12 protein-coding genes and 1 tRNA gene are annotated in these 12,880 nt (G+C 47.0%); 3 read left to right on the top strand and 10 right to left on the bottom strand.

The genetic code is table 11. The features are described 5' to 3' along the window. Positions 1–82 precede the first annotated feature (82 nt). The 6 genes from JNN12_10225 to JNN12_10200 form a co-directional block, all read right to left on the bottom strand. Complete coding sequence (locus JNN12_10225; protein MBL7978705.1) at positions 83–1,597, bottom strand: GWxTD domain-containing protein; 1,515 nt, start codon at positions 1,595–1,597, stop codon at positions 83–85. Beyond that, positions 1,587–2,363 carry a triose-phosphate isomerase gene (locus JNN12_10220; GenBank protein ID MBL7978704.1) on the bottom strand — a complete coding sequence of 259 codons (777 nt, stop codon included), beginning with the start codon at positions 2,361–2,363 and terminating at the stop codon, positions 1,587–1,589. Before JNN12_10220 ends, JNN12_10225 begins: the two co-directional genes overlap by 11 nt. Before the next feature lie 22 nt (positions 2,364–2,385). Beyond that, a complete protein-coding gene (locus tag JNN12_10215; protein ID MBL7978703.1) occupies positions 2,386–3,738 on the bottom strand; it encodes a TlpA family protein disulfide reductase in 1,353 nt (450 codons plus the stop codon). A gap of 26 nt (positions 3,739–3,764) precedes the next feature. Beyond that, positions 3,765–4,499 (bottom strand): hypothetical protein, encoded by a 735-nt coding sequence (locus JNN12_10210; GenBank protein ID MBL7978702.1) that lies wholly within the window; start codon positions 4,497–4,499, stop codon positions 3,765–3,767. 13 nt (positions 4,500–4,512) lie between these two features. Next, positions 4,513–6,006, bottom strand: a complete 1,494-nt coding sequence (gatB, locus tag JNN12_10205) for an Asp-tRNA(Asn)/Glu-tRNA(Gln) amidotransferase subunit GatB (protein MBL7978701.1) — start codon at positions 6,004–6,006, stop codon at positions 4,513–4,515. A gap of 175 nt (positions 6,007–6,181) precedes the next feature. After that, positions 6,182–8,755, bottom strand: coding sequence for a TonB-dependent receptor (locus JNN12_10200; GenBank protein MBL7978700.1), 2,574 nt, complete (start codon positions 8,753–8,755; stop codon positions 6,182–6,184). 300 nt (positions 8,756–9,055) lie between these two features. On the opposite strand from JNN12_10200, the gene JNN12_10195 reads away from it, so the two are divergent. Beyond that, entirely contained in the window at positions 9,056–9,787 is a 732-nt protein-coding gene (locus tag JNN12_10195) for a Bax inhibitor-1/YccA family protein (GenBank protein ID MBL7978699.1), read from the top strand. A 97-nt stretch (positions 9,788–9,884) separates the two neighbouring features. Here JNN12_10195 and JNN12_10190 read toward each other — a convergent pair. Continuing rightward, positions 9,885–9,958, bottom strand: a tRNA-Arg gene (locus tag JNN12_10190). Between the two features lie 73 nt (positions 9,959–10,031). Continuing rightward, positions 10,032–10,367, bottom strand: coding sequence for an iron-sulfur cluster assembly accessory protein (locus JNN12_10185; protein MBL7978698.1), 336 nt, complete (start codon positions 10,365–10,367; stop codon positions 10,032–10,034). Between the two features lie 229 nt (positions 10,368–10,596). Here JNN12_10185 and greA point away from each other — a divergent pair, with 229 nt between their 5' ends. After that, the gene (gene greA / locus JNN12_10180) at positions 10,597–11,070 is read left to right on the top strand and encodes a transcription elongation factor GreA (GenBank protein MBL7978697.1); all 474 of its coding nucleotides are present in this window, start codon (positions 10,597–10,599) and stop codon (positions 11,068–11,070) included. 35 nt (positions 11,071–11,105) lie between these two features. Next, a complete protein-coding gene (gene mtgA / locus JNN12_10175; protein ID MBL7978696.1) occupies positions 11,106–11,822 on the top strand; it encodes a monofunctional biosynthetic peptidoglycan transglycosylase in 717 nt (238 codons plus the stop codon). A 10-nt stretch (positions 11,823–11,832) separates the two neighbouring features. Here the strand turns inward: mtgA and JNN12_10170 are convergent, their stop codons facing one another. Then, the gene (locus JNN12_10170; protein MBL7978695.1) at positions 11,833–12,372 is read right to left on the bottom strand and encodes a TlpA family protein disulfide reductase; all 540 of its coding nucleotides are present in this window, start codon (positions 12,370–12,372) and stop codon (positions 11,833–11,835) included. A 7-nt stretch (positions 12,373–12,379) separates the two neighbouring features. After that, on the bottom strand, positions 12,380–12,757 hold the full coding sequence (ytxJ, locus tag JNN12_10165) for a bacillithiol system redox-active protein YtxJ (GenBank protein ID MBL7978694.1): 378 nt from the start codon (positions 12,755–12,757) through the stop codon (positions 12,380–12,382). Positions 12,758–12,880: the final 123 nt, after the last annotated feature.

The raw sequence follows: 12,880 nt of genomic DNA, 5'->3' as shown, positions 1-12,880 counted from the left end.
CATAGAAACGTCTTCCGTTAGTTGTTTGCCTTATACTTCATCCCAATTCCTTTTTCTTAAAAATAGTAGTTGGCGCATTAACTCAGAATACCTGACCCGTTCGCCAACGCTCTATCTGTCGGAGCCACTCCTGCTCGAAATAAGGGTTTCGAATAAGGATATAGTTGATAAAATCACCTTCCGAAGGCCGTACTTTTTGAAAGACAAAAGTAGAAAGCGGGTCACGGTTAGAATAGGAGTAGCGCCAAATTTCAGCATCGAACTGCTCATCTACGGATTGTGGCGCCCCCATGACAATGTACACCATCCCCGGATCTGTTTTCCATCCTTCTTTATAGGTAGAAAAATATAAATTTGCCTGTTCTACCCGGCTGTAAAACTCCTTGATGGTGTTAAGTCCAGATTGGCGACTGGGCATCTTTTCTCCCCAGAATGCATCGAACCGTGTTTTAAGTTCTTCTACGGAAGTGGCTTTTAAGATTTCCTGCATTTCCCGTTTGTAGGCGATATAAGCCAGTGGTTCCACCATGTGTTGAAGGGTTTCGATACGGGGGAAGCCGGGCGATTTTATGGAAAGATCCCTTTGTTCCTTTAACAAGAGGGTGGGCTGGGTACTATTGCCTTTTTGGGGTGCAGTGACGGCAATATTAATCCGGTATGTTCCTGGTTTTAATTTTGGAAGATTAAACTCAATAACCGCTTCGGGAGATACATTGCGGATGATACGACGAGTAACTTGAAGGGTATCTCCTCGGTTATAAAAAACACCTTGTTGGGAAAGCGAGCCAAGCGAGGGCGTAAACCAGTAGGGCGGTTGGGCTGGGTTACGGTCGGTAGGGAGTGCCCTGAGCATCATCATAGCTTGGACTTCGGGTGCAGCGTCGGCATTGTAAAGTTCCACAACGGCCCGCAACGAGTCAACATCCGATCCGGTATGATAGGCCACGATGGGGCGGAAGCCTGTTGCATCGTTTCGGCCTTCTACCAAGATGCGGCTCAGGCTAATACTTCCGGAGGCAAGATCGTTCAAGGTAAGTCGTTGACGGCGAAGGGCTTCTTTTTTGGAATTAATATCCGTTATTGATACTTCAATGATGTACGTTCCTGGAGCAACTTTAAATCGTTTTTGAAGGGAGATCGCCTCAATAGACTGGGTTTTTTCGTAATCGGTGATGGAAATGGTATCACTGAACGATTCTTCTTTTATGGTCGCCTTTCCTTTGTCGTCCAGAACTCGGACCACGGCTTCATATTTGCCATGAAACGTATTGTCGGTTCGAAGGAAAATGAGGGAACGATAGGGCAATCCTATATAAAGATCTATCCCGGCGGAGTCTTCGCGCCACGTAGGGATCGCCTCCATGTCGAAATTGGGTACCCCTTCTTCATACGCCAAGGTACGTCCGGCATTGGGGGAATCTACTGGCTTTTTGGTACCCGAGCACCCTGTAGCTACCAGAACGATCAGGAAGAAGGTAATTGCAAAGAATTTTTTCATCATTTTCCGGAAATCCAAAGGTGAATGGAGTAGTGTTTGTAATTGTTTCAAAACTGTTTTGGTTCCATTCACCTCCCGGAACACGTTATTAGGCAGCAAGCCTAAAAGCTGTTTGGATGATGGTGCCAAAATCTGTGGCCTTCAAACTTGCACCCCCAATCAAGCCGCCATCAATGTCTGGCTGGGCAAGTAATTCAGCGGCGTTTGCCGCATTTAAACTACCCCCATAGAGCAGTCGCGTCTTAGTTGCTACTTCGTCGCTGACCAATTCTCCGAGCAAAGTTCGGAGCGCGGCGTGCATAGATTGTGCCTGTTCTGGAGAGGCGGTTTTGCCTGTCCCGATGGCCCATACGGGTTCGTAGGCCCAAACCAATTGTTGTGCTTCCTCTGCGGTGAGGCTGGCCAATGCCCCTTTTACTTGTGCGGTCACAACAGCCAACTCCACGCCGGCTTCACGTTCTGTGAGGGTCTCTCCAATACACACAATGGGGGTGAGGTGATGGGCCAATGCTTGTTTGATTTTCAGATTGACCAATGCATCCGTTTCTCCAAAATATTGCCGCCGTTCGGAGTGTCCCAGTATCACATGGGAACAACCTGAAGAAGCGATCATAGGTGCGGAAATTTCTCCGGTATAGGCACCACTAAGGGCTTGGTGCATGTTTTGAGCACCTACTTTAATCCCGGTTGCCCCCACAGTGGCCTGTACAGGCGCAAGGTGAAGGGCCGGTGGGCAGATCAGGACTTCTACAGAGGAAAGTATTTTCGCGCTGGTAGCAGCAATTTGTGTTGCCAATGCAATGGCTTCGGACTGGAGGGTATTCATCTTCCAGTTTCCGGCTATTAGAAAGGTTCTGCTTTTCATGATTGATAAAGGATTATAAAAATTACTTCACCTGTTTTTGCAAGGCATCGGTCAATAAACCAAGGGCATTGGATACATACTTACCAATGAGGTTGCCATCGGGGCCAATTAGAAAACGGAGGGGGACGTAATTGACATTATACGCTTTGGCAATAGGTGCTTTGGTACCTTCTAATTCCAATACTTGCAGGTCTGGTAAGGCACGGTTTTGTGCAAACGTGTCCACAACGCTTTTTTCAGGGTCTAAAGCCACCGAAAGCCAGACTAAATTTTTTGTTGAAAAAGATTGATGCAATGCCATGACCTCTGGTAGTTGTTTGGGATAAACCGAATCGCGTGGACTCCAGAACTCCAAAACCACATATTTCCCCTTTAGTCCGTCTAAGGTATAGGTTTGGCCATTGTTTGCTTTTAGGGAAAAAGCAGGGGCGCGAAGACCGGGTAATAAATTTTTTACCTCGTAGGTTGCGTTTTGTAGAAACGTATTCCACCTTCCATCTGGATAGGTGCGCTCCATTTCGGCGATGGCGGCAAGTGCTTCTTTGGTTTGTAGGCTGTCTATTCGTGCCACTATGAGTTCGGCAAAAAGTGGCGCCTTTTTCTGAAGGTCTGGGAGTTTATCTACGTATGTTCGGAAGGCGGCAAGCCCTTTTTCCTGCCCCAATTCACGTACAAGGGCGCGTCGTAGGGTGCGTACCATCTCGACATAACCCGGAAAATCAGGGGGGATGGTCTGGGCGCGTGCCACGGCCAGTGAATCGTCCCATCCTACTAGCATGGTAATGGCTTCCATTTTTCCTAATTGTGCACCCACCGATTGTGCGCCAAAAGATTTGTCTAAATCCCACATTAGATTTGAGGTGAGCAATACCACATTTTTGAGGGTGGAGGTATTGTTTTCATTGTTAGACAGGGCATCAATCAACGATTGTTTATGCTGGGCCCGTGCATTTTTTAGGGCCATCCAAGCGGCATTTTCCGGAGAAATCACCCGTAAAGTGCGTGCAGGTAAAGTGGCTTGGAGCGTGGCCTCATCGCCTTCAGCAACAATGATTTCACCAGAAGCCGCCATAGCACCTCGGCGTGAGACCATAAGGGGGTAGATACCCCGCTCACGGGCTTTTAGGTTCATGGAAAAAGAACCGTCTTTTTTTGTAATGGCAAACCCGATTGTATCCACCGCAGCAGCTTCCGATTCTTTAAATCCAACCAAAATCTGGAAGCCAGAAAAATCTTGTGCCGGGTCTAACTCTTTGGTAACTGCGATTTTTCCGGTTAGTTTTCCGTTGACGGATTGGGCTTGTGTTACTGGCAGGCAGAAAAAAAACACCAGTAGTAAGAAGTTGAATGCACGTATCATAAAATAAGCGGACACTTGCGTGTCGGTTGTGGATGGTTGGGTTAGCTGGAACGTTTGGTTTTTTTCTTTTGCTTGGTATCAGGTACAAATCGAAATTTATAAAGCTCTTCACCTTGCTCTGCCAAAATGGTAAGGCCTTCATCCATAACTTCTGGCCAGGGCTTTGGTAGTCGGTTGGGATCCACCGGATAGCCATACCCGTCTTCATCCGAAAGATATCGGATGACCCGCTGGCTGGCGGGGCTATAGTCTTTAGAAAGCAGGTTTACGACCAAGTCTCGCCATCCGTTGGTTTTTCGGTTACTAACAAAGATGGGTGGCTCGGCGGGAATAATGGCAGATTTGAGTTCGTATTTACCTTCTTTACGGACCAAAATGACAACCACACATCCTTGTGTGTAGCACATACCATTCCCTTCGAGAAAAACAATGGCTTCATCCTTTTCATCCCCATTAAGATCAACAAAGTTATAAGCATATGTTACGGTTGTGTCTATGCGGAAATTCTGTAACCGGAAGTCCTCACGGAAAAAATCGGAAATCTTTCGGTTGGAGCGAATCATGGCTTCGATAGAGTCGCCTTTGATGGGGCGAATCGGAATGATTTTCTCGGTTTTTTTTTGTTTCTTTTTGGCTTCTTGGGCGAGTCGGGCTTTGCGTTCTTGGGCTTGTTTGGTTCTCCACCACCAAGTACCACCAATGGCCACACCTGCCATCACCAACGTGGCCAAGAGCACCCATAATAGTCTGCGTTTAGTGGTATCGGCGAAAACCATTTTCGCGTGTGGTTTAATTAGGTGAAGAAGTGCTTATCTGTTCGGCAATCATTTGACGTAATCGCTTGGGGTCGGGAGACCCTTTGAATCGCTTCATAACTTGTCCGATAAAAAAACCAATTAATTGTGGATTTCCATTCTTGAACTTGGCAACTTCTTTTGGAAAGTCGGACAAAACCGCCTGAACTACTGGCAGCAATGCTCCCGAATCGGATACCTGTAACAGGTTATGCCTCATTGCGAGTTCCATGGCAGTTCCTGTTGAGGTTAGCAGCAGATGGAAAAGTTCTTGTGCTCCTGTGGAACTTATTTTATTGGCCATGCGCAATGAAACCAGTCCAGCCAAGCGTTCTGGAGTAATCCTAAAGCTGGAAATACTGGTATTCTCCTCGTTGAGGAGGCGCAAAACATACGACATCATGATATTCGATACGGCTTTGGCCCGGTCTTGCAGGGTAACGCCATCTGGCTCATCCACCGCAGAAACGGTTTGTTCCAAATAGTCGGCAATGGCCCGATCACCCGTTAGCAGGTGGGCGTCGTAAGCGGGTAGGCCCCAATCGGTGATCAAGCGCGACCTACGCATGTGTGGGAGTTCAGGCAGGGATTGGGAAATCTGTCGTAGCATCTCGTCTGAGACAACCACCGGAGGCAAGTCGGGATCCGGAAAATAACGGTAGTCATGTGCACGCTCTTTAGAACGCATGGAGCGGGTTTCTAATTTGACTGTATCCCACAAACGGGTTTCCTGAATAACATGCCCTCCAGATGAAACAACGTCTATTTGGCGGGCAATTTCTGCTTCAATGGCCCGTTCCACATTCCGGAACGAATTCATGTTTTTGATTTCGGCCTTGGTCCCCAAGTGTGGATCCCCCACAGGCCGAATAGAGACGTTGGCGTCGCAACGCAAAGAACCTTCCTCCATATTCCCATCACAGATGCCCAGCCAGCGAACCATTTGCCAAATATTTTGGAGATATGCTGCTGCTTCTTTCGCAGAACGAATATCCGGCTCCGAAACAATTTCTAGAAGAGGTACACCACAGCGGTTCACATCAATGAGGGTAGCATATGGGTCGTGGTCGTGGATGGATTTGCCTGCATCTTCTTCAATATGTATCCGGGTAATGCCCACTCGGGTTGTTTGTGGGCCAGTTTCGCCGTCGAATGAAACGTCTAACCAGCCATTAACGCAAATAGGGGCTTCGTATTGCGAAATCTGGTATCCTTTGGGCAAATCGGGATAGAAATAGTGCTTCCGAGCAATGACAGAACGGCGTTCAATTTCGCAGTTGGTGGCCATTCCCATCAAAATGGCATGTTCAATATGGCATTTGTTGAGGATGGGCAATGTTCCCGGGTGTGCCAGACTGATAGGGTCCACATGGGAGTTGGGGGCTCCGCCAAACGCAGCGGAGTCTGGCGAGAAGGCTTTAGACTGCGTTTTAAGCTGTGCATGAACCTCTAAGCCGATTACTGCTTCAAAAGCGCCGAAACGTGTCATGTAACTATAAGGGTGGAACGGAATGGTTGAATACAATTCTTTAAAATAGTGCTTGAGGTATCAGAATAAAACCTCTTGCCGCCGAATTTTTCGTGGTTTATGCGTTTGTACCTACTGAAGAGCACAAAAAAAGCCCTGATGTAAAAACAACAGGGCCGTGGATCAACCATGTCAATTAGAATCGAAATCCCAATTTTGCAAAGAAGAAAGCACCATTGATGCCCATTTGTACAGCATCCCACATACCCCCACTTTCCGTGAGACCGGGGTCTTGTTTGGTGGGTTGCACATTAAAGATATTGGCACCTCCAAGGTTTAATTGAATATTCTTGGCCAAGTCATACCCGAATGAAAAATCGGTTGTAATGCGGGCATCATATACGTGCAACTTGTTTTCGTCATACTCCCAGTTAGCCAAGGTCACTTTGTCAAAACGGGTAAACCGTAGGTTTGCAGATAATTTATTCTGTTTGTAATCAAAGCCCACGTTGAATTTGCTTGGAGGTGCAGAAGCCAATAAGAAATAGCGTTCACGCAAATCAAAATACGTGTCTTCTTTTCCTTTCAACTGGGTAGTGGTTTTAACGTCACCAATTTCTAATTGATTGAAATTGGCAGCCAGACTTGTCCGTAATCGGCCTTGGCCCAAAAAGGTGCTATGATTCAGAACCACGTCTAGGCCTTTCGTATTCGCGTCTAAGGCATTGGTGAAAAATTGTGCTCCTCCCACATTAAGGCCCTTTAGAATGCTACCAATGGCATCGTCCTCGTCACTAAATACGCCCGTAAGAATGATGCGATCTTTGAGGTTCACCTGATAGGCATCTACGGTAAGAGAGAAACCATTTGCGGGTGTAAGTGTAACGCCCAAAGAGATGTTCTGAGAGGTTTCTTGCTTCAATGCCGGAATTCCCAGTGCTTTTGCCACATTTCCGCTGTTTCGTGCGATGAGGTTGTCCACTGGTTTTCCGGCAATAAAGTTGGTAATCGTAGAGTTAAAGTATATCTGTGCCAAAGAGGGGGCGCGGAAGCCCGTACTTAACGACCCCCGAAGGGCAATCGCAGGACTGAAAGCAAAACGGAAGGAGGCTTTGCCATTAATCGTATTCCCAAAATCGGAATAGTTTTCAAAGCGACCCGCTGCCGTAAGTGATAATTGTTTGTTCAAGTCCACTTCCACATCCGCATAGGCCCCAAAGTTACTGCGGCGCTCGTCAATTTCGTCCGATGGCTGGAACCCAGGGAAGCCTTGTGCGCCACTTGCCGCCAACGCAAGCCCCTCGGCGGTCATAACCATAGCCCCATAATTTTTGTAAGATGCTTCCTCTCCGGCAAAAATCTGATAGCGCTCATTTCGGAATTCTGCCCCAAAGGCCACATTAAAGCCCTTGCCTTCGCCCTTCTGGAAGTATCGGGTGATGTCAAGATTGGTGGTGTTTTGTGTCAACTTAAACCCGCCATCATAGAATTCGGTTGGGGAAGAAGGACGGGGTTGGAACGAGGCATTAAGGGTGTTTGTAGAATGATAATCGAATTTGTTTTCGCCATAAGAATTGCTTAAATCCCAGTTCCAATTACTTAGTTTGCCTTTAAGTCCAAAAGAGACCGAGGGGTCACTTACTGTTCCCTCTAATTGCGGGGTAAAGCCATTCTGATAGATTTCTTTGATGTTCCGCTGAAGATTGTCTGCACCACGGGTCCATTGGTGGTTGTTGGAAAACCGGTGGCTATAACCGCCATTCAGATAGAACTTCATGTTGTTTACCGGAACTGCCATATTCACCAAGAAGGCCCCACTCAAAGCCTTGGCATCGCCCACAAAGTCACGGGCGCTGCTGCCTGGGAACAGAGCCTCATCATTCGGTCGGTTGGTGTAATCGCGGGTCATCCCCTCGGCGGTAATATGAACAAAACCACCTTTAAGCAAGCTTTTACCCCAATTTAAGGCTACTTGAGCCTGCTGGCCATCTCCGGCGCTATACATTCCCGTATTTACGTTCACCTCAAAAGCGTCGGTATTTTCTTTAAGCACAATGTTGATTACACCCGCAATGGCGTCCGATCCGTATTGCGCAGCGGCGCCGTCCCGGAGGATTTCAATGCGCTCAATGGCCGAGGCAGGGATGGCATTGAGGTCGGTTCCGGTATTCCCACGTCCACGTGAGCCATAAAAATTAATCAGGCTGGACTGGTGGCGGCGCTTTCCATTAATGAGCACCAAGGTTTGATCAGGGCCAAGGCCACGTAAAGAAGCTGGATCAACGTGGTCGGAACCATCGGAGCCTGACTGGCGGTTTGCATTAAAGGAAGGAGCTACATACTGTAAGAGTTGGCTCATTTCCAGCTGACCACTACTGCCCGTTACTTCCGAGACCGAAATGATGTCCACCGGTACCGAAGTCTCGGTGGCAGATCGGTTCATGCTCCGGCTACCGACGACCTCGACACCGCCAATTAAGTCGGCATTCTGACTGAGTGTAATGGTGAGGGTGCGATCCCCTTGAAGAATGACTTCTTTGGTTATGTATCCCACATAGCTCACCACTAAGGTGGCATTTTCACGGACAGAAAGTCCGAACTGTCCGGTAACATCGGTCACTGTCCCCCGCATGGTGCCTTTTTCCTGAACGGTGACACCAATGAGGGCTGTACCCGAGTCGTCGGTCACACGTCCAGTAACACGTATTACTTGTGCGAAGGCGGGAAGCGTCCCCATAAGCAAGACCAACAAGTAAAGAAGTTTTTTCATAAAAAGTATTGGGTTAAAATGAAAGGTGCGTGCAGTCCTAACAACCGATACGTAAGTTGTTTGTACGCAGGGAGGGCGTTTCTTATCGGGTTAGTTAGGACTGAGTAGTTACAGAAATATACAACGTATCTGGCATCGTCTGCGTACCAGAACTGCAAAATGTTTAGAAAAAGTGTAGGAAAAGTCAAAAATTTCAATCTGAGGTAGAGGTATGAACTTTTTATCCTAATCATCGTATAGCCTTTGTTTCTGGTGCTTTTACCACATCATCTATTCAATAAACCCTAAAAAATGCCTTAGATGAATACTTCAAATCCTGTCTTCTCGGAACGTGCGCTTGAACAAATTACCGATCTTCAAGGGGAACGAATGACCCAACAAGGGACCCTCAACAAATCTTTCCTTATGCTTGGGTTGGTTTTTGCTGGAGCGGTCTGGACGTGGTTCCAAATGAGTACCAATCCAAATGCAGCTTTGGCACTGGGCGGATTGGGTTTCTTGGGAGGGCTAATTTTGTCTTTTGTAATTGTTTTTAAGAAAACATGGTCCGCTTTTCTTGCTCCGGTGTATGCCATTCTGGAAGGATTGCTCATTGGGGTTTTATCGGCCCATTATGAATCTCGATATCCAGGACTGGTGATTCAGGCTGTTGGCTTGACGTTTGTTACGTTTTTTGTGATGTTGATCGCTTATCGGTTGGGCTGGATCCGTGCAACCGAGATGTTCCGGAGTGTGCTGATTGCCGCAACACTGGCATTGTTTACGTTTTATTTGATTGCACTTGTGGCGCAATTCGCCTTCGACTTCCCGATGCCGCTTATTCATGACAAGGGCATTTTGGGGATTGGGTTTAGTGTGTTTGCAACGGGGCTGGCAGCCTTTAACCTGATTCTGGACTTTGATTTTGTAGAGAAGGGACCTGCCTATGGTCTGCCAAAATACATGGAGTGGTATGCCGCTTTTGGTTTGACCGTTACCTTGGTTTGGTTATACATCGAACTTTTGCGTCTGCTCAGCAAATTCCGTAAATAAAACGGTTGCCCAATCCACGAAGCCTGCTTTTGTGCCGATGCTTGGTGATTTTAGGAGTACAAAAAAAAGAGCCTCTCGATAAGAGAGGCTCTTTGCGTGCGCTTAGGAGGATTTGAACCCCCGGCCTTTGGAACCGGAATCCAACGCTCTATCCAGCTGAGCTATAAGCGCATTTTTTAAGAGAACCTAAGATACATCAAGGTGTGGTCTATGGCAAGATGTTAATTGTATAGCTTAGTTGAAATCACACCGAGAAAGACTCGCCACACGCGCAATTTCGAACGGCTTGTGGGTTGTTAAAGTGAAATCCTTTGCCTTCTAACCCATCGGTGAAATCCAACGTAGAGCCTTCAATATATAGTTGTGCATTTAGGTCCATCGCCACCCGTACACCGTGGGTTTCGAGCAATAGGTCTTCTGCCTGCTCTACGGAGTCCCATCCCAGATCATAGGTGAGACCTGAGCAACCACCACTCACCACCGCTACCCGGAGGAATTGTTGGTTCCAGTCTATCCCTTCGGTGGTGGCCAGCGTCTTTATTTTGTCAATGGCTTTAGGGGTTATGCTAAGTTCTGACATGTTAACGGTTCCTTTTTTGGCTTGTTTGATGACTTCGAGAACGACAAAATGTGAAATGAGGTTCCGGAATAGGCTGATAATGCGCGAAGTCTCTATCATTTTTATATCCCCCCCTTTTTTTAGGCGGAAAAAGTTCTTATTTTATATCTTATGATCGCCGCATCCGACGGTATTAAACGGGTGGGGCGATCTTTTTTTATCGTACACAACGCTAAAGGAGAGTTGAGCCATGAGCGAGACGCTGTATTTGTCCCAAGATGGGTTAAATAAATTGAACGAAGAGTTGCAGTTTCTCAAAACGAAAGAGCGTGCCCGGATTGCCCAAGCCATTGCAGATGCGCGGGCGCAAGGTGATTTGTCGGAGAATGCGGAATATGACGCTGCCAAAGATGCACAAGGCCTTTTGGAGGCGCGGATTGCTCAGTTAAATGAAATGATCCAAAATGCCAGGGTGGTGGATGACAGCAAAATGGATCTGAGCAAGGCCTACATCTTGTCTAAGGTTAGGGTTAAAAACCATAAAATGAACCAAGAAGTGACCTATATCCTGACTTCAGACCGCGAAGCCAATTTCGCTCAAAACAAGATTTCGGTCAATAGTCCGATTGGCAAAGCCCTTCTGGGCCGGTCGGTTGGGGATATTGTGGACGTGAAAGTACCGGCTGGTATCATAAAGTTTGAGATATTGGAAATCAGCCGATAGACTACCGGGAGCTTTTCTTCACAAATTTTATTTGCATGGCGCATTCAGCCACGCCCACCCCCTCAAATAGTAAAGCACCTCAACGCAGCAAACGTCCTTTTTGGTTACGTTTGCTGCGTTGGGGCTTGTTTGTTTTTGGGGGCTTTCATGTTTACTGCGTGCTGGTGTTGGTGTATTTACGGTTTTTGCCACCAGCTTTTTCCACGGTACAACTTCAACATCGGGTAGAGGCCGCCTTTGGGGGCGAATGGCTGGAAGTTCGGATGTTATATCGTCCGATGGAAGCCATTTCCCCGCATTTACACCATGCAGTGGTGGCAGCCGAGGATACCCGTTTCTTTGAACATGATGGAATAGACTTCGATGCACTCGAACAAGCTATGTCGGAAAAGCGGAATTCCCTTCGTGGAGGTTCTACCATTACCCAGCAACTTGTGAAGAATCTCTTTTTTACGACACATCGTTCTTATTTACGCAAGGGTATGGAGTTCACGATTGCACCCTTAGCGGAGCTGATCTTGCCGAAAGACCGGATATTGGAATTGTATATCAATGTCGTAGAGTGGGGTAAAGGCGTTTATGGCGCCGAAGCGGCTGCCCGATACCATTACAAGATTTCTTCATCAAAACTCAACCGAAATCAGGCATCGCGGTTGGCCGCCTGCCTGCCTGCGCCCCTTACACGAAAGCCACAGGCGATGAACCGATACAGCCGTATCATTCAAAAGCGTATGCGGGCGATGGGGTATTAAAGCAAAAAAATCAGCCCTCTTCGTCTATCAAATCATCAATTTCCTGACTGATCTTCGGGACATTTATCACGCCAACGCTTTCTTTACGAAGGAATCCTTTTGGGTCTATTACAAAAGTAGTAGGAAGGAAAGAAGGATTTTTATAGGCTTCCAGCATGGGATGATTGGCCACAATGACCGGATAGTTTAACGAAAACTGTTTTTGCTGTATAAAAGGGGCAACATCCTCAAAGCCGTTCATATCCACCGAAACCCCGATGACCTGAATTTTGTTCTGGTATCGGTGTTGAAGACCAATGAGGTCTGGGATTTCTTTTACACAAGGCCCGCACCAAGTTGCCCAAAAATTCAGAATTACCACTTTGCCTTTATGGTCTGATAAACGAACAGTTTTGCCGTTCATATCGGTCAGGCTAAAGTCAGACGCTTTTATTTTGGTGGTAGCATTTTGGGTGTTCGGATCCAAAAAAGACCCTTCGGTTGGCTTGGTAAGAACAAATACCAGCAAAAGGGCCATTAGGACGCCCGTGAGGATGTAAACCTGTTTCATGTGGGGTTTAGGCGGTCATTGTCTGGAGTAACTCACGCACCACTTGTGCACGCACCTGGCCGTGAGAGGTATTAAAAACGGCTTTTCCGTCTTGTAAAATAATAATTTGGGGGGATTCGTGTACAATACCAAAAAATTGTGCGATGTGAAAAGACAAATTCCGGGAGCGTTGAACAATTAACTGATATACCTTGGGGTCCGACGCTTGGTTTAGAGATTGCATTTCTCGCTCTGCTCGCAGGCTAATAGAGCACGTTGCGCTGTGCTTAAACAGTACAATTGGTTCTGAGAACGATGCCTTAATGGCGGCATCAAGCTCTTCTGTTTTGGATAAGGAAGCAAATTGGGCGTGTGGCATAGACAGATGCTGATTGTTTTGGAACATTATTTTGAAGAATCTTACCGAAAAAAAGAACAGGGGTTCAAGCCTTGTCACTAAATTCACTTCGAGACACAAGGTTGTCTCTTGTTTGAATCTCAAAATTATTCTTGTTTACCCAATCATTTC

The organism is Bacteroidetes Order II. bacterium (genome assembly GCA_016788705.1).
In the GTDB taxonomy this organism is placed as follows: domain Bacteria; phylum Bacteroidota; class Rhodothermia; order Rhodothermales; family UBA2364; genus UBA2364.
This window is presented reverse-complemented; position numbering and strand designations above follow the sequence as displayed.

Excerpts from the sequence above, each read along its gene's own strand:
- JNN12_10220 (MBL7978704.1), bottom strand. The coding sequence starts at position 2,363 with ATGAAAAGCAGAACCTTTCTAATAGCCGGAAACTGGAAGATGAATACC.
- JNN12_10210 (MBL7978702.1), bottom strand. The coding sequence starts at position 4,499 with ATGGTTTTCGCCGATACCACTAAACGCAGACTATTATGGGTGCTCTTG.
- gatB (MBL7978701.1), bottom strand. The coding sequence starts at position 6,006 with ATGACACGTTTCGGCGCTTTTGAAGCAGTAATCGGCTTAGAGGTTCAT.
- JNN12_10200 (MBL7978700.1), bottom strand. The coding sequence starts at position 8,755 with ATGAAAAAACTTCTTTACTTGTTGGTCTTGCTTATGGGGACGCTTCCC.
- JNN12_10195 (MBL7978699.1), top strand. The coding sequence starts at position 9,056 with ATGAATACTTCAAATCCTGTCTTCTCGGAACGTGCGCTTGAACAAATT.
- JNN12_10185 (MBL7978698.1), bottom strand. The coding sequence starts at position 10,367 with ATGTCAGAACTTAGCATAACCCCTAAAGCCATTGACAAAATAAAGACG.
- greA (MBL7978697.1), top strand. The coding sequence starts at position 10,597 with ATGAGCGAGACGCTGTATTTGTCCCAAGATGGGTTAAATAAATTGAAC.
- mtgA (MBL7978696.1), top strand. The coding sequence starts at position 11,106 with ATGGCGCATTCAGCCACGCCCACCCCCTCAAATAGTAAAGCACCTCAA.
- JNN12_10170 (MBL7978695.1), bottom strand. The coding sequence starts at position 12,372 with ATGAAACAGGTTTACATCCTCACGGGCGTCCTAATGGCCCTTTTGCTG.
- ytxJ (MBL7978694.1), bottom strand. The coding sequence starts at position 12,757 with ATGTTCCAAAACAATCAGCATCTGTCTATGCCACACGCCCAATTTGCT.